This is a genomic window from Nonomuraea helvata (assembly GCF_039535785.1).
GTDB classification, from domain to species: Bacteria; Actinomycetota; Actinomycetes; order Streptosporangiales; family Streptosporangiaceae; genus Nonomuraea; species Nonomuraea helvata.
This window is the reverse complement of record NZ_BAAAXV010000009.1, coordinates 988222-1007261: the sequence shown is the minus strand read 5'-3', so window position 1 is coordinate 1007261 and position 19040 is coordinate 988222. Positions and strand designations below refer to the sequence as shown.

General features: G+C 69.7%; 21 protein-coding genes and 2 tRNA genes. 16 read left to right on the top strand and 7 right to left on the bottom strand.

Going from position 1 to position 19040, the window contains the following annotated elements:
* Window positions 1–14: 14 nt before the first annotated feature.
* From ABD830_RS37515 to ABD830_RS37505, 3 genes are read right to left on the bottom strand one after another with little or no spacing between them, the layout of a single operon-like run.
* A complete protein-coding gene (locus tag ABD830_RS37515) occupies window positions 15–518 on the bottom strand; it encodes an NUDIX hydrolase (protein ID WP_344998275.1) in 504 nt (167 codons plus the stop codon).
* A 12-nt stretch (window positions 519–530) separates the two neighbouring features.
* Window positions 531–1274: an ABC transporter permease gene (locus ABD830_RS37510; protein WP_344998273.1), complete on the bottom strand. Its 744-nt coding sequence runs from the start codon at window positions 1272–1274 to the stop codon at window positions 531–533.
* On the bottom strand, window positions 1255–2196 hold the full coding sequence (locus ABD830_RS37505) for an ATP-binding cassette domain-containing protein (RefSeq protein WP_344998271.1): 942 nt from the start codon (window positions 2194–2196) through the stop codon (window positions 1255–1257). Before ABD830_RS37505 ends, ABD830_RS37510 begins: the two co-directional genes overlap by 20 nt.
* Window positions 2197–2435: 239 nt before the next feature.
* On the opposite strand from ABD830_RS37505, the gene ABD830_RS37500 reads away from it, so the two are divergent.
* The 12 genes from ABD830_RS37500 to ABD830_RS37445 all read left to right on the top strand — a co-directional run bounded on the left by ABD830_RS37500 (window position 2436) and on the right by ABD830_RS37445 (window position 9454).
* Window positions 2436–2795, top strand: a complete 360-nt coding sequence (locus ABD830_RS37500) for a P-loop nucleotide/nucleoside kinase family protein (RefSeq protein ID WP_344998269.1) — start codon at window positions 2436–2438, stop codon at window positions 2793–2795.
* 50 nt (window positions 2796–2845) lie between these two features.
* Window positions 2846–3808 (top strand): GH25 family lysozyme, encoded by a 963-nt coding sequence (locus ABD830_RS37495; RefSeq protein ID WP_344998267.1) that lies wholly within the window; start codon window positions 2846–2848, stop codon window positions 3806–3808.
* An 86-nt stretch (window positions 3809–3894) separates the two neighbouring features.
* Window positions 3895–4422, top strand: a complete 528-nt coding sequence (locus ABD830_RS37490; protein WP_344998265.1) for a C40 family peptidase — start codon at window positions 3895–3897, stop codon at window positions 4420–4422.
* Window positions 4423–4494: 72 nt separating this feature from the next.
* Window positions 4495–4725, top strand: a complete 231-nt coding sequence (locus tag ABD830_RS37485) for a transposase (protein WP_344998263.1) — start codon at window positions 4495–4497, stop codon at window positions 4723–4725.
* Between the two features lie 39 nt (window positions 4726–4764).
* Window positions 4765–4837, top strand: a tRNA-Thr gene (locus ABD830_RS37480).
* A 279-nt stretch (window positions 4838–5116) separates the two neighbouring features.
* A tRNA-Met gene (locus ABD830_RS37475) sits at window positions 5117–5190 on the top strand.
* A gap of 71 nt (window positions 5191–5261) precedes the next feature.
* Window positions 5262–5426 (top strand): 50S ribosomal protein L33, encoded by a 165-nt coding sequence (gene rpmG, locus ABD830_RS37470; RefSeq protein ID WP_019632658.1) that lies wholly within the window; start codon window positions 5262–5264, stop codon window positions 5424–5426.
* Window positions 5427–5610: 184 nt separating this feature from the next.
* Window positions 5611–6060, top strand: coding sequence for a MaoC family dehydratase N-terminal domain-containing protein (locus ABD830_RS37465; RefSeq protein WP_344998261.1), 450 nt, complete (start codon window positions 5611–5613; stop codon window positions 6058–6060).
* 1 nt (window position 6061) lies between these two features.
* On the top strand, window positions 6062–6490 hold the full coding sequence (locus ABD830_RS37460) for a MaoC family dehydratase (protein WP_344998259.1): 429 nt from the start codon (window positions 6062–6064) through the stop codon (window positions 6488–6490).
* 101 nt (window positions 6491–6591) lie between these two features.
* The gene (locus ABD830_RS37455; RefSeq protein WP_344998257.1) at window positions 6592–7602 is read left to right on the top strand and encodes a hypothetical protein; all 1011 of its coding nucleotides are present in this window, start codon (window positions 6592–6594) and stop codon (window positions 7600–7602) included.
* 11 nt (window positions 7603–7613) lie between these two features.
* Window positions 7614–8651, top strand: a complete 1038-nt coding sequence (locus tag ABD830_RS37450) for a UDP-N-acetylmuramate dehydrogenase (RefSeq protein ID WP_344998255.1) — start codon at window positions 7614–7616, stop codon at window positions 8649–8651.
* Window positions 8652–8878: 227 nt separating this feature from the next.
* The gene (locus tag ABD830_RS37445) at window positions 8879–9454 is read left to right on the top strand and encodes a TMEM165/GDT1 family protein (RefSeq protein WP_344998253.1); all 576 of its coding nucleotides are present in this window, start codon (window positions 8879–8881) and stop codon (window positions 9452–9454) included.
* Here the strand turns inward: ABD830_RS37445 and ABD830_RS37440 are convergent.
* Window positions 9451–12306 (bottom strand): ATP-binding protein, encoded by a 2856-nt coding sequence (locus tag ABD830_RS37440; RefSeq protein ID WP_344998251.1) that lies wholly within the window; start codon window positions 12304–12306, stop codon window positions 9451–9453. The genes ABD830_RS37445 and ABD830_RS37440 overlap by 4 nt on opposite strands.
* A 130-nt stretch (window positions 12307–12436) precedes the next feature.
* On the bottom strand, window positions 12437–12583 hold the full coding sequence (locus tag ABD830_RS37435) for a hypothetical protein (RefSeq protein WP_344998249.1): 147 nt from the start codon (window positions 12581–12583) through the stop codon (window positions 12437–12439).
* Between the two features lie 198 nt (window positions 12584–12781).
* Here ABD830_RS37435 and deoC point away from each other — a divergent pair, with 198 nt between their 5' ends.
* The 4 genes from deoC to ABD830_RS37415 are packed head-to-tail and all read left to right on the top strand — an operon-like array spanning window position 12782 to window position 16175.
* Complete coding sequence (gene deoC, locus ABD830_RS37430; RefSeq protein ID WP_344998247.1) at window positions 12782–13711, top strand: deoxyribose-phosphate aldolase; 930 nt, start codon at window positions 12782–12784, stop codon at window positions 13709–13711.
* A complete protein-coding gene (locus ABD830_RS37425; RefSeq protein ID WP_425567234.1) occupies window positions 13711–15138 on the top strand; it encodes an aldehyde dehydrogenase family protein in 1428 nt (475 codons plus the stop codon). Before deoC ends, ABD830_RS37425 begins: the two co-directional genes overlap by 1 nt.
* Window positions 15131–15325, top strand: coding sequence for a hypothetical protein (locus tag ABD830_RS37420; protein WP_344998245.1), 195 nt, complete (start codon window positions 15131–15133; stop codon window positions 15323–15325). The genes ABD830_RS37425 and ABD830_RS37420 overlap by 8 nt, the downstream gene beginning before the upstream one ends.
* On the top strand, window positions 15318–16175 hold the full coding sequence (locus ABD830_RS37415) for an aldehyde dehydrogenase family protein (protein ID WP_344998243.1): 858 nt from the start codon (window positions 15318–15320) through the stop codon (window positions 16173–16175). Before ABD830_RS37420 ends, ABD830_RS37415 begins: the two co-directional genes overlap by 8 nt.
* A gap of 12 nt (window positions 16176–16187) precedes the next feature.
* On the opposite strand, the gene ABD830_RS37410 is transcribed toward ABD830_RS37415, so the two are convergent.
* Together ABD830_RS37410 and ABD830_RS37405 are read right to left on the bottom strand one after the other, a co-directional pair.
* Complete coding sequence (locus tag ABD830_RS37410) at window positions 16188–17531, bottom strand: leucine-rich repeat domain-containing protein (protein ID WP_344998241.1); 1344 nt, start codon at window positions 17529–17531, stop codon at window positions 16188–16190.
* A gap of 42 nt (window positions 17532–17573) precedes the next feature.
* Window positions 17574–19016 (bottom strand): amidase, encoded by a 1443-nt coding sequence (locus ABD830_RS37405; protein WP_344998239.1) that lies wholly within the window; start codon window positions 19014–19016, stop codon window positions 17574–17576.
* Between the last annotated feature and the right edge of the window lie 24 nt (window positions 19017–19040).

The window sequence follows — 19040 nt, the reverse complement described above, 5'->3', positions numbered from 1 at the left end:
CGCAGGATAACGGTCTAGCGCGGGTCCGCTCCGTCCAGCAGGTGCAGCCAGGTGCGGTCGGGGCAGAGGCGGTTGATCTCCGACGGCCACAACCAGTCCGCGCTGGTGCTCTCCGAGCCCGCCGGCGGGTGGGTCGGCGGGCCCGGGTGGGGGAGGCGGGCCCTGAACATCGCCATGTACGTCAGCGGCGGGTAGCGGTAGTCGGCCGGGGCGGTGTCCAGCAGCTCGATGCGCTGCCAGGCGAACATGGACAGGGCGGAAGGGGGCAGATGGAGGCCGGTCTCCTCATACAGCTCCCGGGCCGCGGCTTCGAGCGCCGTCTCGCCGGGCTCGAGGTGGCCGCCGGGGATGTCCCAGCCGCGGCCCTCCTTGTCCACACAGGTCATGAGGGTTCTGCCGGTCTGGTCCGAGACGAAGGCGAACGCCGACGTGGTCTTGTCCAGGGGTGGGAGCGTTTCGGAGAGGATCACCTCGAGCCGGTGGCGTACGGGGATCCAGGGGACCGTCAGATGTGTCACCCAGCAAGGGTCTCAGACGCCCTGACGCATGGCGCGATTGCCGAGATACAGGCCGAGCGCGGCCGTCGCGCAGGCGGCGGCGGTGCCGTAGAGGGTCGAGGGGTTCGTCAGGTTCCCGGCGAAGAGGGCTCGCTGGGCGTCCACGATGTACGTGACCGGGTTGACGTACCCGAGCACGCGGAGCCAGGCAGGGGCCGTCTCCAGGGGGAGCAGCACCCCGGACAGGAGCAGCAGCGGGAAGAGGATCGACTGGCTGACGACGTAGAAGAGCGTGCCGCCGGGCGCCGACTTGATGGCCAGGACGAACGAGAACGAGCCCAGGCCGACGCCGAACACGACCAGCTGGGCCAGAGCCGCGAGGACGCCCGCCGCGTGCAGGTCGAAGCCCAGGGGGAGGGCCAGGAGGATGATCAGGACGGCCTGCACCAGCAGGACGACCATGGCCTTCATGGTCCGGCCCACCAGCATCGCCGTCCGGTTCAGCGGGGTGACCAGCATGCGCTCCATAGAGCCGCCGATCAGCTCGACCAGCAGCGTGTAGCCGGCGCCCATGGGACCGGTCAGGCACATCATGACCAGGATCCCCGGCACGAACCACTGCCACGACGACCCGACGGCACCGTCGAGCTGCGACCCGAACAGGAACAGGAACAGCAGCGGCTGACCCATCTCGAAGAGCAGGGTGACGGGCTCGCGCACGGCCGGCTTGACCTCGCGGGAGAAAACGGTGGCGGTGTCACGCAGGAATGTCGTCATCGGTGAGGCTTCTCCCGGTAAGAGCGAGGAACACGTCGTCGAGGGTCGGACGGGCGGTCTCGGCGGCGGTCACCTTGATGCCGGCGCCGTCCAGGGTTCTGAGGTGGTCGGGGAGTGCGGCGGCCGCGTTGGGGACGCGAAGGCACACGGTCGTGCCGTCGGCGGCGCCTCCGCCGAGGTCGGCCGCCCGGCGTGCCTCCTCCTCCGTGCTGGTGGTGATCGTGATGTGGTCGCCGGCGAGGTCGTTCTTGAGCTGCCCGGCGGTGCCGTCCGCGATGATCCGGCCGTTGTCGATGATCACCACGCGTTCGGCCATGCTGTCGGCCTCCTCCAGGTAGTGGGTGGTCAGGAACAACGTCGTCCCGTACGTCTCCCGCAGCCGGAGGATGTGCTGCCAGATGTCCGCGCGGCTCTTCGGGTCGAGACCGGTCGAGGGCTCGTCCAGGAACAGCAGGTCGGGGCGGTGGATGAGGCCGAGCGCGATGTCCAGGCGGCGGCGCTGGCCGCCCGAGAGCGTGCCGGGCCGCCGCCGGGCCAGCGGCGCGAGGTCGAGCAGGTCGAGCAGCTCGTCGGCGCGGGCGGCCGCCTCCCTGGCGCCGAGGCCGTAGCAGCGGCCCTGGGTGACGAGCTCGTCGCGGACGAGGAAGCCCTCTCCCGCGCTGTTGCGCTGGCCCACGTACCCGATGCGGGCGCGCACACCCGCCGGATCCCTGGCCACGTCGCGGCCCGCCACCGTGGCGGTGCCCGAGGTGGGCGGCAGAAGAGTGGTGAGCATGCGCAGCGTGGTGGATTTGCCCGCGCCGTTCGGGCCGAGGAAGGCGACCAGCTGGCCCGCCTCCACGTCCAGGTCGATGCCGCGTACGGCCTCCACCCTCTCCTTCTTGACTTTGAACACTCGGGTCAGTCCCCGGGCATGGATCATGGTCGCCCTCCTGCGGGCATGGCGAAGAAACCCCTGGTCGGGGGCGCGATTGAGGATCGACCCCAGTTTGTGCAGCCCGAATCCGGTTTGGCAAACGCGAACGTGACTTTCATAAACGGCTCTGACCTGCGGAAACGACGGCTCTCCACGTCGCGCTCGACGGCGAGTTTCAGGGGGCTGAAGTGCGGTTTTCCCGTTGCCAGGAAGAATTTCCGCCGGTTCTGGCAGCATGCTGGGTCGTGTGCCGACTGGTGGTGCTGGTGAACGGGTTGCCCGGGGCTGGGAAGACCACGCTCGCGCGGGCGCTGGGACGGGCGCTCGGCCTGCCCGTCTTCAGCAAGGACGATCTCAAGGAGACCCTGGCCGACATGCTCGAACGCCCTCCCGGGATGGAGGAGCGGGAGTGGAGCAGGCGGCTGGGAGCAGCCGCCGCGGAGAGCCTGTGGACGCTGCTGGCGAACGCCGGGCGTGGCGCGGTGCTCGAGAGCCCGTGGCCGGCGCCGCTGCGGCCGTTGGCTCTCGGGCCGGTCTATTGCGTCGATACGTCGAAAGCAGTTGATATTTCGGGACTTGCGGAATTGTGTGAGGCTCCGCAATGATCTGCCGCGTGAAACGTCTGTGGTTATTCGCGGTAATTGCCGTCTTAGGGATGGGCGGGGTCGCCGAAGCGGCCGACGGCGTTCCCGGGGTCGATGTCAGTAACTGGACGGGCGACGTCGACTGGGAAAGCGTGACCTCGGGGGGCGCCAAGTTCGCGTTCGTCCAGGCCACCGAGGGGACGAACTACCGGAACCCACGTTTTGACGCGCAGTACGGCGGTGCCGCGAACGCGGGGCTGATCCGGGGCGCGTATCACTTCGCGCAACCGCACGAGTCCGACGGGACAACCCAGGCCGACTATTTCCTTCAGAACGGCGGCAACTGGAGCAGCGACGGCCAGACGCTCCCGGGAGTGCTCGATATCGAGGACAACCCGTACAAGGACAAGAACGGTAAGAACAACTGCTACGACCTGTCCCCCGAGGACATGGTGACCTGGATCAAGGACTTCACCAAGAAGTACCGCCAGGCGACCGGACGCCACGCGATCATTTACACCACCACGAGCTGGTGGCAGACCTGCACCGGCAACTCCGGCACGTTCAAGTCGAACCCGCTCTGGATCGCCCGCTGGGGCGACGATCCCGGTGAGCTGCCGAAGAGCTGGAAGAGGCACACGTTCTGGCAGTCGGCGGAGAAGGGCACGCTGGCCGGCGGCCAGAACTCGTTCAACGGCTCGGAGTCCCAGCTGCAGGAGCTGGCCAACCCGCCGGCCGAGGTGACGGTCTCGGGGGCGGCCAGGAGCAGGAAGACGTACACGGTGACCGTCTCGAACACGGGCCCGCACCCGGTCAAGGACATCAAGGTGTCGGGGCGGACATTCGGTGGGCAGCGCGTGGTGAAGGCGCCCGGGTGCAAGTTCAGCGGTACGGCGGTGCTGTGCCAGGTCGGGGAGCTGGCCCGGGACAAGAAGGTGACGTTCACGATCACCACCAAGCCGTCCCGGTCGAAGGGCACGGTCGGGCTGAATGTCACGGTGGGGTCGGTGCAGCTCACCCTTAGAGCTGGATAAACGACAGATAAACCCTGATAAAGCGCTATAAAGCGCCATAAGGCAGGATGATTCCTGGGAGCCATGGCGAGCTGTCGGGGGTCGGGATGAGGCGGTGGCGGTCGGCGGCCGTGGCGGCCGCGCTGGTCCTTGCGGCCGTCACGGCCTCCGTGCCGCTCGGGCTGTACGTGTCGCCGAACATCGTCCGGATCGCGTACGAGATCGAGCAGCGCGGGATCGTGTACTCGTGGGGCGGCGGCCACGACGCCGAGCCCGGCCCGTCGAACGGGACCTGCGTGGGCTACCACGGCAAGATCAAGCCCTGCCCGGCCGCGCGGACGCGCGGGCTCGACTGCTCGGGGTTCGCGCGGTGGGTGTACGCCCTGGCGCACGGCTCGGACGTGCTGGGGCCGGGCAACACCAATGACCACGTACGGCGCATGCGCCGGGTGGTGACGGCCATACCGGGAGACCTGGTCTTCTTCGGAAAAATCACCAAAAAGGGCTTTAAGACGCACCACGTAGGCATCTATCTCGGCGGCGGGAAGATGATGGACGCGCCCGAGACCGGCGCCGAGGTGCGCGTGGACGACATCGCGCGAAGGAAGGACTTCGCGGGCTTCTACCGGCTCTGAACCCATTCGGTATGTCTGTAACGCCTGTGGCGTGGCGGAAATTGAGAGACCCGGCGGATACTCTGTGCCGCTATGGACAGGCGATGGGTCGGCCTCGACGGCTACGAGGTCGTGGGCGTGGTGCGTGCCGGTCGGCAGGTGCTGCGGGTGCGCCGGCACGGGCGGATGGTCGCCGACTGCACCTCTGTCGCGGAGGTGGCCAGGCACGTCGACCTGGCGGATCTGTGCGAGGTCATCGAGTTACCCGCGCGGCGGCGGGCGGGGGAGCACGCGGCGGCCCGAACGAGTTCGCATCATCGGTGAGTGCCGTGTATGGTTACACCTGTCCGCAGCGCCGGACAGGCCCCTATAGCTCAGTCGGCAGAGCGTCTCCATGGTAAGGAGAAGGTCAACGGTTCGATTCCGTTTGGGGGCTCGCACACTGACACCCGGTCCGGGATCTATCGGATCGGGTGTTTCCGTGTTGAGGGTCCCGTGATCTCGAACTGAGGCCTGATCGCTGCTACGCTGACCTTCGCCGCGGCTTGAGGTGATCGGGGCCGTTCGGGGGCGGGCGGCGTCGGCGCGGTTAATGGATTTCGGTTGTCGGGGGTTCCTGAGGCATACTGGGAGCACCCCACCCGTTCGGGCGAGTTACGAATGTGCTCGCTGCGTCGGGTATCCTCTACGGGGCTGGGATCCTTACCGGCCCAAAGGCGGAGTAGCTCAGTCAGGCAGAGCAAACGGCTCATAATCGTTGTGTCGCCGGTTCAAGTCCGGCCTCCGCTACTGCCCATCCCCAGGTCGACCGACCTGGGTACGGGCGTGTCCATGTCCCGAACGTAGAAAGGCACTCCCAAGTGGCTGCCACCGACGTTAGGCCGAAGATCACGCTGGCCTGCCAGGAGTGCAAGCACCGCAACTACATCACGCGGAAGAACCGGCGCAACGACCCGGATCGGCTTGAGCTGAAGAAGTACTGCCCCAACTGCCGCTGCCACCGCGCGCACCGCGAGACCCGATAGGTCTCCGAAGAGGGCTTCTTATCCTCCATATCGCACAACCGGCGTCCGACCACAGGGCGCCGGTTTGTCGTGTCTGCACGGGGACAGCCCGCCTGGCAAAAACAAGATAATCAGCGGCGACAGCCGAACCTTGTTCTGTTACCGTCGGCCTCAGCACGTCAGGAGAAGACGCGAGGGAGCATTGATGGCTTTGAACCGTGACTTCGTGGGCAGGACCTATCCGCCCGGCGCGCCGTATGAGGTCAGCCGGGTGAAGATCAGAGAATTCGCGGCCGCCATCGGCGACAACAACCCGCTCTACCGCGACAGTGAGGCCGCCCAGGCCGCGGGCTATCCCGACGTGATCGCGCCGCCGACGTTCCCCATCGTGTTCAGCCTCCAGAGCGGCGGCGAGGCGCTCGTCGACCCCGACCTCGGGCTCAACCTCGCCATGGTGGTCCACGGCGAGCAGCGCTTCGAGTACGTCCGGCCGGTGTGCGCCGGCGACCGGCTCGTCATGACCGCCACGATCACCGACATCCGCACGGCCGGACGTAACGAACTCCTGACGGTGAGGAGCGACGTGACGACCGTCGAGGGCGAGCCGGTCTGCGTGACCTACAACACGATCGTCGAGCGCGGAGGGGCCGGCTGAGATGACCGCCACGGTGAAGTACGACGAGGTCGAGGTAGGGCAGGAGATCCCGGCCGTGGACTACAACGTGCGCCGGCTCGATCTGGTGATGTACGCCGGGGCTTCCGGGGACTTCAACCAGATCCACTGGAACGAGCGGTTCGCCAAGATGGTGGGGCTGCCCGACGTGATCGCGCACGGGATGTACACGATGGCGCAGGCCGGGCGGTTCGTCACGGATTGGGTCGGAGATCCCGGAGCGATCGTGGACTTCGGGGTGCGGTTCTCCTCGATGGTGGTCGTACCCGATGACGATCAGGGGGCGACCGTCAGGGTGAGCGGGGTGGTGGAGGAGAAGCTCGAGGACAAGCGGGTGGTCGTCGGGCTCACCGCCAGGTCGGGCGACGCGCGGGTGCTGTCCAAGGCCCGGGCGGTGGTCCAGCTGTCCTGACCGGGGGTGATATTCCGGGCGGGTCCCGGGTAGCGCGTTTACCTATGAGTGAAGCTGCGCGACAAGTCTGGCCCACGGTTCGATCGATTCCGGTCTCCGCCGTGACCGATGCCAAGCCACCCGCCCACCTGCGGCCCCTCCGGGCCGAGCAGGTGGCGGGGAGCACCGGCACCGGGCGGGACACGGCGGGTGGCACAAGTGCTGAGGCCGAGCCCGGTATGGGCGCCCAAGGGGGCGCGACCGGGGTCGGCACGGCGGGTGTGCGGCCCAGAGGGACGCACGCCCAGGCCAATCCCGCTGCCGAGCTGGGCTTCTCGGGAGATCCCGGCCAGCACGGCGATACGGATGAGGCCATGCTGCACGCCCAGCGCACCTGGGACGGCACGCTGGCCACCAACCGCCTCGACGAGCTCGGCGTCAACCTGGAACGTCAGCGCATGGAGACCAAGGACGTCACCGTCAGCGTGGGCATCCTGGTCGACGGCCGGCCCCTGGACGTCAGGAAGAGCGTGCAGTCGGTCATCGACCACACGAACGCCCGCGTGCTCGCCCTCGACCTGGGCAACATCCAGGGTGCGGGTGACGTGCTGAACGAGCTGGCCGACCGCTATCCGGACCGGGTGGCGGTGTGGCACGTCGCCGAGTCGCCGCACTGGCGAGGGGGCACGGCGACCTGGGGCGAGTGCCGTACCAAGCTGCTGCGGCTCGACGAGGCGGAGGTGCACGTCCTCATGGAGGAGGACGTCGTGCTGCACGGCGACGCGCTGACCCCGCTGGTCGCGGCCGTCGCCGAAGGCGCCGTGGCGGCCGGGCGGCAGGGCGTCGAGCTCGTGGAGGGCGACTGGCGGCAGGCGACGGGGAAGGTGCGGGCGCTCACCGGGGAGCTCATGGCGGTACGCCGGTCCGCGGCGCTGGGAGCGCTGCCCGAGGACGCCAACTACGGCAGGAACGCCGATCTGGAGCTCTCGCTCGCCCTCCACGGGGACCTGGTCGTCCCCGAGGAGCCCCTGCCGGTGGAGCGCGTGGGATCCGCCGACGTCGACCCCGACTACGAGGCGCGGGAGTCCAAGCGGAACTACGACGCCGTGCTTGAAAGACTGGGCACCTCATAAGCTAGTTGCCCATGGAGATGCTCGCGCCGTATACGACGCTGCGCCTTGGTGGCCCCGCCCGCGACTTCGCCGAAGCAACGACGGCGGAGCAGCTCGTGTCCCTCGTGGCCGAGGCGGACATGAACGCGGTCCCCACGCTGGTGCTCGGCGGAGGCAGCAACGTCGTCGTGTCCGACGAAGGGTTCGACGGGCTGGTCATCAAGGTCTCGACCCAGGGTGTGGCCGTCTCGCGCGACGGCGAGCAGGCGGTGATCACGGTCGAGGCGGGAGAGGACTGGGATCCGCTGGTGGCCCGCGCCGTGGCCGAGGGTTGGTCGGGCATCGAGTGCATGTCGGGCATCCCAGGGCTCGTCGGCTCGACGCCCATCCAGAACGTCGGCGCGTACGGGCAGGAGGTGGCCCAGACCATCCGCTGCGTGCGTGCTTACGACCGCCGCACCAGGCAGGTGGTGGATCTGGAGGCCCGGCAGTGCCGGTTCTCCTACCGTGACAGCGCCTTCAAGCGCGACCTGGAGCGGTACGTGGTGCTGGCGGTGACGTACGCGCTGGATATTTCGGAAACGTCAGGCCCGGTGGCGTACGAGGAGCTGGCCCGGCGGCTGCGCACCGAGGTCGGCGGCCGGGTGCCGCTCGCGGAGGCCCGCGAGGCGGTGCTGGCGCTGCGGCGCGGCAAGGGCATGGTGCTCGATCCCGACGACCCTGACACGCGCAGCGCCGGATCGTTCTTCACCAACCCGATCCTCTCGCCCGAGGAGGCGGAGGAGCTGGGGGTCCGCGCTCCCGGGCATCCGCGCTGGGAGCTGGCCGACGGGTCCGTCAAGGTGCCCGCCGCGTGGCTGATCGAGCAGGCGGGCTACCTGAAGGGGTACGAACGCGGGCCCGTACGCATCTCCACCAAGCACACGCTCGCGCTGACCAACCCCGACGGCGTCGCCACCACCCGCGATCTGCTCGCGCTGGCCAGGGAGGTCAGGGACGGGGTGCGGGAGAAGTTCGGGGTCACGCTGGTCAACGAGCCCGTGCTGGTCGGGTGCTCCCTGGCGGAATAGGCCCTCTCCGCGGGCTGTTATGGTTGGTTGGAATTACCCGAAGGGGAGTAGTCCCAAATCGCGTGATCGACACACTGGCGCTTCCCCGCGCCCGGTCACGCGGGCCTTCACGGGCGGACGAGACCTTCGGCCTGGTAGCCATCTGACGAGACGCTGCCGGGCCGAAGCCGTGCCCGAAAACTCCCCGGGTTCCCGCCTCCGGCCCAGGCCGCGCGGAAGAGGATCGTTTGGAAGCCTTCTGGATCAGTCTCGCCGCCATTTTCGTGGCCGAGCTCGGTGACAAGAGCCAGCTCATGGCGATGACGTTCGCGACCCGTTTCAAGATCTGGCCCGTGCTCGCGGGCATCACGATCGCCACGACCGTCGTGCACCTCCTCAGCGTCGCCGTGGGCGGCCTCATCGGGACCGCGCTGCCGACGACGGCCATCTCGGTGGTGGCGGGCGTGGCCTTTCTCGGGTTCGCGGTGTGGACGCTGCGCGGTGACGAGCTGACCGAGGACGAGTCGAAGAAGGCCCAGCGCACCACCAGGAACGCCCTGGTCGCGGTGACCGTGGCGTTCTTCCTGAGCGAGCTGGGCGACAAGACCATGCTGGCCACGATCACGCTGGCGACGCAGCACGGCTGGGTCGGCACGTGGATCGGCTCGACCGTCGGCATGGTGGCGGCGGACGCGCTGGCCATCCTGGTCGGACGGCTGCTGGGCAAGCACCTGCCGGAGAAGTTCATCCGGTACGGCGCCGCGGCGGCGTTCGCCGTGTTCGGCGTCGTGCTGCTGGTCGAGGCCCTCGTATCTATGAGCTAAGAGGACAGCAGGGACAGCCGGTGGGCTGCCGCGGCGGCCTCGCCACGGGTCGTGACGCCGAGCTTGGCCAGGATGTTGGACACGTGCACGCTCACCGTCTTGGCCGAGATGAACAGCTCGGCTGCGATGTCCCGGTTCGTCCTGCCCTGCGTCACCAGCCGCAGCACCTCCAGCTCGCGCGGCGTCAGCAGCTCCGAAGGCTCCTGCGCCGGCTGGACCCCGCCCACCCGCCGCGACAGGGACTCGATCTCCTCGATGAGCGGGGTCGCGCGCAGGGCCTGGGCCAGCGGGAGCGCCACCTTCAGCCGGGCCGCGGCGCCTTCGCGGTCGCCACCACGGGCGGCCAAGGTGGCTGCCCGCAGCAGGGCCTTGGACTGGTTGTGCGGGCGGCTGAGGCGCTCCCAGGCCTCCGCCGCAGCGTCGAAATGGCCGTTGTAGGACAGCTGGTACGCCTGGGCGACCGGGCCGCTGACGGACAGCTCGGCCGCCACCGCGGCGGCGTGCTCGCGTACCGTCGCCGTCCTGACGGGCTCGGTGGCCTCGGCGGCGTCGCAGACCACGCGGAGCAGGGCGAGCAGCCGCCAGCTCAGCATGGCCTTGCTCGACTGCCGGGGTTGGGCCAGCACCCGCTCGGCCACGGCCAGCGCGGACGCCGGCTCGCCCCGGAACAGGTGCCAGCCGATGTGCAGGCGGCTGTTGCTGATGATGTCCTGGACGAACTCCTCGGGACGGTCCTTCAGCACGCCGACCTCGGACAGGATGCTCTCGACGAGCTCCACCTCGCCCCTGGCCAGCGCGATGTCGGCGCGCACGCGCAGCATGGCGTATCTGTGGCGCAGGGCGGGCCCGTGGCTGAGCGCGCCTTCGAGGATCTCGATGGCCTCGTCCCAGCGGCCGATCGACTCCAGCACCTCGGCCCAGTTGTTCTTGATGAACAGGCCGCTGCCGCGCAGCCGGCCGTATTTCTTGGACAGCTTCCAGCCGTGCTTGGCCAGGCGCAGCGCGTCCTCGTGGCGGCCCACGTCCACCAGCGAGTCGACGTTGTTGCCGATCGCCCTCGTGATCAGGCGGCCCGAGCCCTGCGCCGTGCCGATCTCCAGCGCCTGTTCGTTGAGGGCGATCGTGGCCTCGGTCTCGCCGTTGAGCGAATGACCGAGCGCCTGGTTCATCAGCAGGTCGGCTTCGAGGCAGGGGTCGCCGTGCTCCCTGACCAGGCGCAGGCCCTCGGCGATCAGCTCGCTCGCCTCGGCGACCTCGCCTCTCAGCATGAGGTGGCGGCTCAGCACCGTGACGACGTCGGCCCGATCGAGGCCGTTCTCGGGCACGAGCTCGAGGGCGTGCCTGAGGTCGGCGATGACGCCCAGCTGGCTCTTGGAGTTCTTGAACGCCACCCCGCGCACGATGAGCTGCGCGACGCGCGCCGGCTGCTCGGTCTCGTCCAGCTCCGCCAGGGCGGCCTTGACGAACTTGGTGCCCTTGTCCGCGTCGCCGCCGGCGTTCGCGGCCTCGGAGGCCCGTTCCAGCACGGCGGTGTGGTCGGCGCCGATGAGCTCGGCCGCGTCGGGCACCCGGTCCCAGAGCATGAGGACGCGTTCGAGCAGCGGGACGGCCTCGGTGTAGGCGAACGCCTTGAACGACTTCTGTGCCGCCTCCCAGGCGGAGATCAGCGCCCAGGTGTCGTTGCGGGCTCCGTACCAGTGGTGGGCGATCTCGACGGCGGCGCGGCCGGGCGGGACGAGCTCGCGGTCCTTGGAGATCTCCTCGGCGAACCTGGCGTGCAGGCGCTGGTGCTCACCGGGCAGCAGCTCGTCGTGCACGGCCTCGCGGATGAGGGAGTGCCTGAAGACGTACGCGCGGTTGTCGGCGATCTGCAGGACGTTGCGCGCGATGGCGGGGCGCAGCGCGGTCTCCAGCTCGACGTCGGACAGGCCGCTCACGGCGGCCAGCAGGTTGTGGCTGACCCGGATGCCGCCGGCGGCGGCCACGCGCAGCACGCGCTGGGTCTCCTCCGGCAACTGCTCGACGGAGCTGAGGATGAGGTCCTGCATGGACTCGGGGAACGCGCAGTCCACCCCGCACTCCAGCAGGGCCTCCACGAACAGCGGGATGCCCTCGCTGCGCTCGTAGACCTTCACGGCCTTGCCGTATTCGGGGACCTCGCCGAGGATACCGGCCATCTGCTGGGCGACCTCGTCCCTCGACAGGCGGGGCAGGTCGAGCCGGTGCACGCCGTTGACCCTGCCCAGCTCGGCCAGCACCGGCCGGAGGGGGTGCTGGCGGTGCAGGTCGTCGGAGCGGTAGGTCATCACGATCAGCACCTGCGGGGCGTGCAGGTTGCGGCTGAGGAAGGCGATGAGGTCGCGGCTGGACCTGTCGGCCCAGTGGATGTCCTCGATGACGAGGACGGTGGGACGGGCGTCGGCGAGGCGTTCGAGGAGGGTGAGGAACTGCTCGAAGAGCCGGGCGCGCCCGGTGTCGGTCTCGCCGTCGCCGCTGGGCTCGCCGAACTCGGGCAACAGCCGGGCGAGATCGCGCTCCGCCCCGCCGGGCAGCAGCGCGGCGACGGCGGCCGGCCCCTGCTCTCTGACGAGCTGCCGGAGCGCGGCGGTGAACGGCGCGTAGGCCAGACCCTCGGTGGACAGCTCGACGCACGCGCCGAACAGCACGTGCGCGCCGTCGGCCTGGCACTGCTCGGCGAAACGCTGGACGAGCCTGGTCTTGCCGACCCCGGCCTCGCCGCCCAGCAGGACGGACGTCACCGTCCCCTTACGTGCCTCGTCAAAGCTGTCGGACAGAGCCGCCAGCTCCTCTGCCCGCCCGACGAAGACGGGACTGACAGAACGTCCCCGCATGTCATCCAGCATGTCATGCCCGTTCGATTGCTTTCGACGCTTTTATGGGTGTGTCTTTGCCGAGGCATCCTCTACGGAGGCATCGAGGCCCGGCCACGAGGGACGTGGTGGCCGGGCTCTCGTGTGGCGGTCATGAGGAACGGCGCTTGCCGAAGACCGAGCGGCGCTCGGACTTGTTGGCACGCTCGGCCTCTCGTACGCGCCGGTGGTCGGCGGCGGCCCTGTGGAGCTCGCTCATGTGGGTCTTCATGAGCTCGAACTCGATCTCGGGATTCATGGTGTTTCTCCTGAAATTTCGTGCTTCTTGCTGACACCTTTAAGACTCGGTCTAAGGCCCCGCCTCCCACATCGGGTGGATGCCTTATCTCCGGTACGCGGACGCGTACGGCATGCCTAAGGCCTGGGCGCAGGCCGCCTAAGGCGGTCCGGTTTGGAGCTCACGGCCCTGGTCGGCGATGCTGTGATGGTGTCAACTGTGACTACCTCGCTCGCGGACGTCGCCTCGTCCGACGCGGCGCTGCGAGCTTTCCTGCACGGCCTGCCCGGGGTTGACCGGGTCGGCGCGGACCAGCGGGCGGCGATGCTGGGCACCCGTTCGATCAAGACCACGGCCAAGGCACAGGCGATCGACCTGGCCATCTCCATGGTCGACCTGACGACTCTTGAAGGGGCGGACACGGCCGGCAAGGTGCGCGCGATGTGCACCAAGGCCGTGCGTCCCGGCGGCGGCGCTCCCCAGGTGGCGGCCGTGTGCGTCTATCCCGACCTGGTGGAGGTGGCCGCCGAGGCGGTGCGCGGTTCGGGGGTGAAGGTGGCCTCGGTGGCCACGGCGTTCCCGAGCGGGCGCTCGTCCCTGGAGGTCAAGGTGAGCGACACCGCGCTGGCGGTGGCCGCGGGCGCCGACGAGATCGACATGGTGATCGACCGCGGCGCGTTCCTGTCCGGCCGGTACATGAAGGTGTTCGAGGAGATCGTCGCGGTCAAGGCCGCGTGCGGCCCGGCGCATCTGAAGGTGATCCTGGAGACCGGTGAGCTGGCCACCTACGACAACGTGCGGCGGGCGTCGTGGCTGGCGATGCTGGCGGGCGCCGACTTCATCAAGACCTCCACGGGCAAGGTGTCACCGGCCGCGACCCTGCCGGTGACGCTGGTCATGCTGGAGGCGGTGCGCGACTTCCGCGAGGCGACCGGCCGCCAGGTGGGCGTGAAGCCCGCGGGCGGCATCCGCACGACCAAGGACGCCATCAAGAACCTCGTCCTGGTCCACGAGACGGCCGGCGATGACTGGCTGAGCTCCGAGTGGTTCCGGCTGGGCGCTTCCTCGCTGCTGAACGACCTGCTCATGCAGCGTCAGAAGCTGGCCACCGGCCGCTATGCCGGCCCCGACTACTTCACCCTGGACTGATGATGGCGATCTTCGAGTACGCACCCGCGCCCGAGTCGCGCGACATCGTCGACATCAAGCCGTCGTACGGACTGTTCATCGACGGCGAGTTCACCGACGGCTCCGGCACCCCGTTCAAGACGATCAACCCGGCGACCGAGGAGACACTGGCCGAGGTCGCCACCGCCTCCACCGACGACGTCGACCGGGCCGTGCAGGCCGCGCGCAAGGCGTTCGGCGTCTGGAGCGCGCTGCCCGGCGCCGAGCGGGCCAAATATCTCTTCCGTATCGCGCGGATCATCCAGGAGCGGGCCCGGGAGCTGGCCGTGCTGGAGTCGCTCGACAACGGCAAGCCGATCCGTGAGTCGCGTGATGTGGACCTGCCGCTGGTGGCGGCCCACTTCTTCTACTACGCGGGCTGGGCGGACAAACTCCAGTACGCGGGGTTCGGGACGAAGCCGCTGGGGGTGGCCGGGCAGGTGATCCCGTGGAACTTCCCGCTGCTCATGCTGGCCTGGAAGATCGCTCCGGCGCTGGCCTGCGGTAACACGGTGGTGCTCAAGCCGGCCGAGACGACCCCGCTGACCGCGCTGCTGTTCGCCGACATCTGCCGGCAGGCCGACCTGCCGCCCGGTGTGGTGAACATCGTCACCGGCGCGGGTGAGACCGGCGCGGCCGTGGTGGGCCATCCCGATGTCGACAAGGTGGCTTTCACCGGCTCGACCGAGGTCGGCCGCCTCATCGCCAGGGCCGTGGCGGGCACCGACAAGAAGCTGACCCTGGAGCTGGGCGGCAAGGCGGCCAACATCGTGTTCGAGGACGCCGCCATCGACCAGGCCGTGGAGGGGATCGTCAACGGGATCTTCTTCAACCAGGGGCATGTGTGCTGCGCCGGGTCGCGGCTGCTGGTTCAGGAGTCCGTCCAGGAGGAGCTGCTGGCCTCGCTCAAGCGCCGGCTGGCCACGCTGCGGGTGGGCGATCCGCTGGACAAGAACACCGACGTCGGCGCGATCAACTCCGCCGAGCAGCTCGCCAAGATCAAGGAGCTGTCGCAGATCGGCGAGGCGGAGGGGGCCGAGCGCTGGTCGCCCGCGTGCGAGCTGCCCGAGCGCGGGTTCTGGTTCCCGCCGACCGTGTTCACCGGGGTCGCGCAGTCGCACACCATCGCCCGGGACGAGATCTTCGGGCCCGTGCTGTCCGTGCTGACCTTCCGCACGCCCGCCGAGGCTGTGGAGAAGGCCAACAACACCCCGTACGGGCTGTCGGCCGGCATCTGGACCGAGAAGGGCTCGCGCATCCTGTGGATGGCCGACAGGCTCCGGGCCGGGGTCGTGTGGGCCAACACGTTCAACAAGTTCGACCCCGCCTCGCCGTTCGGCGGCTACAAGGAATCCGGCTACGGCCGCGAGGGCGGGCTGCACGGCTTGGAGGCGTACCTCGATGTGTGATCATCGCCGTCCCCGTCGCGCCAGGCGGCGGGCGCAGGCCACCAGGGGCCACGCCTTCGCCAGGGCCGGGCGGCCCGTACGCACCGGCTGGTACGCCCACCGCTGCGGCGTGAGCCGGTGTCACCAGGTCTTCGTGCCGGTCCAGATGTCGCAGGAGTCCACGTGGAGAGGGCGGGGCGATGAGTAGGTTGTCCGTCAGAAAGACCTACAAGCTGTACATCGGAGGGGCGTTCCCGCGCTCGGAGAGTGGGAGGTCCTACGCCGTGACCTCGGCCAAGGGCGAGTTCCTCGCCAACGCGTCCCGCGCTTCCCGCAAGGACGCCCGCGACGCCGTGGTGGCCGCGCGCAAGGCCTTCCCCGGCTGGTCGGGTGCGACGCCGTACAACAGGGGACAGATCCTCTACCGCGTCGCCGAGATGCTGGAGGGGCGGCGCGGGCAGTTCGCCGAGGAACTGGCCCCGCTCAAACAGGGCGGTAAGAAGGCGGCTCTTGAGCAGGTGGACGCCGCGGTGGACCGGCTGGTCTGGTACGCGGGATGGTCCGACAAGATCGCCGCGGTGCACGGTGCGGCCAATCCGGTGGCGGGTCCTTACTTCAACCTGTCCTCGCCCGAGCCGACCGGCGTGGTGGCCGTGATCGCGCCCGCCGATCCGCTGCTCGGGCTGGTCTCGGTGGTGGCGCCCGTGATCGTGACGGGCAACACGTGCGTCGTCGTGGCGTCCGAGCCCTCGCCGCTGGCGTCGATCACGCTGGCGGAGGTCCTGGCCACGTCCGACCTGCCGGGTGGCGTCGTGAACATCCTCACCGGGCACCAGGCCGAGCTGGCGCCCTGGCTGGCGGCCCACATGGACGTCAACGCGCTCGACCTGACCGGGGTCGAGGACGCCGACCTGGCGCTGAGCTGCGAGCAGGCGGCGGCCGAGAACCTCAAGCGCGTCCTGCGCCCCTCCCGCGCGGACTGGGCGGCCGATCCGGGGACCGGCCGGATGACCCGGTTCCTGGAGACCAAGACCGTCTGGCATCCGGTCGGGATCTGAGCCGTACGTTCGTCAACCGCTGAGCAGGCCTCGGGTACGCAGGTCGGACAGGATGCCGGAGGGCAGTGCGGGGCATCCCGTCACGGAGATCTCCTTCAGTCCTGGCAGGTCGGCGACCGACCCGAGGTCGCTCAGCGCGGAGCATCTCCAGAGCTTCAGTGTGCGGAGGGCGGGCAGGCCACGGGGGTCGCCGAGGGTCCGCAGGTGATCGCTGTACACCACGCGGAGGGTCTCCAGCTGCAACAGTCCGGAGATCGGAGCGAGGTCGCCGAGGTGGTCCATGCCCTGGAGGGTCAGCTCGCGCAGGGCCGGCATGCGGGCCAGCGCGGAGAGGTCGGTCAGGGTCGTGGCGTAGCACAGGTTGATCTCGCTGATCGACGGGTGCCCTTCGAGCCCGTCGAGCGAGGTGAGCTTCTGCCACTCGTCGATCGTGAGCTTGGTCAGGGCGGGCAGCCGCGACAGCGGGCGCAGGTCCGGGAGCGGCGCGGACGGCAGGCCGAGGTCTTCGAGTCGGGGATGGTGGCCGAGGCCGTCCAGGCTCTTCAGGTTGGTGCAGCCGCTGATCCACAGGCGTTCGAGCGCGGGCATGGCGGCGATGCCGTCGAGGCTCTTGAGCCGGGCGCAGTGCATGCTCACCTCGGTGACCGAGTCGAGGTCGCGCAGCCCCTCGATACTCGTGATCTTGGTATGGCTGACGTCCAGGGAGAGCAGGTTCCGCAGCCCCGACAGCGGACGGATGTCATCGATGAAGCGGCAGTTGCCGAGGTCGAGCGTTTCGAGACGCGGGAAGGCCGCGCCGACCCCTTCGACGCTGGCCACGCCGCTGCTGCGGAGGTTGAGCCGCCGGAGCCGGCGCAGGCCCAGCAGCGGGGTGATGTCGGAGACCAGGCGGCAGCTCGCCAGGCTGACAGATTCCAGCTCAGTGAGCCCGGCCAGCGGCCCGAGATCGGTGACGGCCGCGCAGCCGTCCAGCTCCAGCTTCCTGAGCTCGGTCAGCGCCGACAGCTCGGAGAGGTCCGTCAGGCCCTTGCAGTGGTCCAGGCACAGCTTCCGGAGCATCGTCAGGTGCCGCAGCCCGATGATGGAGTTCTGCTTGCGCAGTGTCAGCTCGGTGCGTCCCTCGGCGGCGAAGGCCGGGGCGAGCAGGTGCTCGGCGAAGCCGTCCGGGTCGAGGGCCTGCGGCCAGAGCTTGAGCAGGTTGTCGACGGTGGGCTCGGCGACCTCGGCGAACTCGGCGGCCAGCTCCAGGGCGTCGCCCCGGCCTTGGAGCGCGAGCTGCCGAACGGTTTTCCAGGCGTTCTTCTGCGACGTGGACGCCAGCTTGGCGCGAAGGCCAGAAAGATCATCTGATTCCATGCCACGGCACCTTAGGCCTTGGCACGGACAAAGAGGCGCACATTAGAAGGAGAAGCCCGGCGGCCGCACCGGCGGGTGGGCGGACTGGAGCTGGGCGGCCAGGCCGAGGAGGTGGGGCTCGCCGCCGGGCGGGGCGACGATCTGGACGGCGATGGGCAGCCCGCTGGAGTGCGTGGCCAGGGGGACGGTGATGGCGGGCCAGCCGCACATGTTCCAGGGGCCCGTGGCGGGGGCGTACCTGACGTTGGCCACCGCGTTGCGGACGAGGCCGCGATCGCCCCAGCGCTCGGCCTTCGGCGGGATGGTCGCCAGGGCGGGCATGAGCAGGGCGTCCGCGTCGCCGAACCACTGGTCGGCCCCGTAGCCGCTCCAGCGTTCGCGGCCGCGTACGCCGTCCAGCTTGAGCGCGGCGAGCACCCGCCCGGTGCGGGCGAGCGCGAGGGTGCGGCGTTCGAGCCGGCGCCGGTCGAGGTCGCCCGGCGCGGCCGCGGCCCTGGTGAGCCAGGTGGCGATCGTGGCCGGGCCGAGCCAGGCAGGCAGCCTGCGGCCGTGCTCGACCACCGTGTGCCCGGCCAGGCGCAGCGTCTCCGCCGCTCCGCGCACCGCGGCCTGGAACTCCCTGTCCATGGGCAGGCCGGTGGGCAGCGGCTGGGGCGCGTACGCCACCCTTAGGTCGAACGGCTCCGGGCTCTCCTGCGGCGGCTGCGGCTCCCAGACCTCGTCGTCGTCCGCCCAGACCGAGCGGAGCATGACCGGCCGGGGCTCGACGCGGCCGCCGCCCCGCCAGGACTCCGCGAGCGACGGGTCCGCGGCCAGCACGGACAGCGCCAGCGCCAGGTCGGACGCGGTCGTCGCGAGAGGGCCGTTCTCCGACAGCCGGTCCCAGTCGTCGGCCGGCGGCGGCACGAGTCCCGCGCCCGGCTTGATGGCCAGCACGCCGCAGCAGGCGGCGGGGATGCGGAGCGAGCCCATGCCGTCGTTGCCGAGCGCGATCGGCACCATGCCCGCCGCCACGGCCGCGGCGCTGCCCGACGACGACCCGCCGGCCGTGCGCGACGGGTTCCAGGGGTTGCGTACGATGCCGTACGCGCTGTCGCCGAACGCCGTCAGGCCCAGCTCCGGCATGTTCGTCACGCCGACCACCACCGCGCCCGCCGCGCGCAGGCGCGCCACCGTCGCGTGGTCGTCCGGCGCGGGCGCGTCCGCCGTCGCCCCGGACCCGGCACGGGTGGCCTCGCCCGCGACCTCGAGGTTGTCCTTCACCGCGACCGGCACGCCGGCGAGCGGCAGCTCCGCCAGGTCGCGCCGCTTCTGCAGGGCCTTCGCCTCCTCCACGGCCTGCTCTCTGACCAGCCGGAACGCCCCTACCTTGGAATCCCGCTCCGAGATGGCGTGAAGGTGCTCCTCGACGACGGTCGTGGCCGTGACATCCCCACGCCGGACAGCCGTCGCGATCTCGATGGCGGACCTGCCTGTCCACAACATGCCTAGAGTCTGCATCCTGCCCGC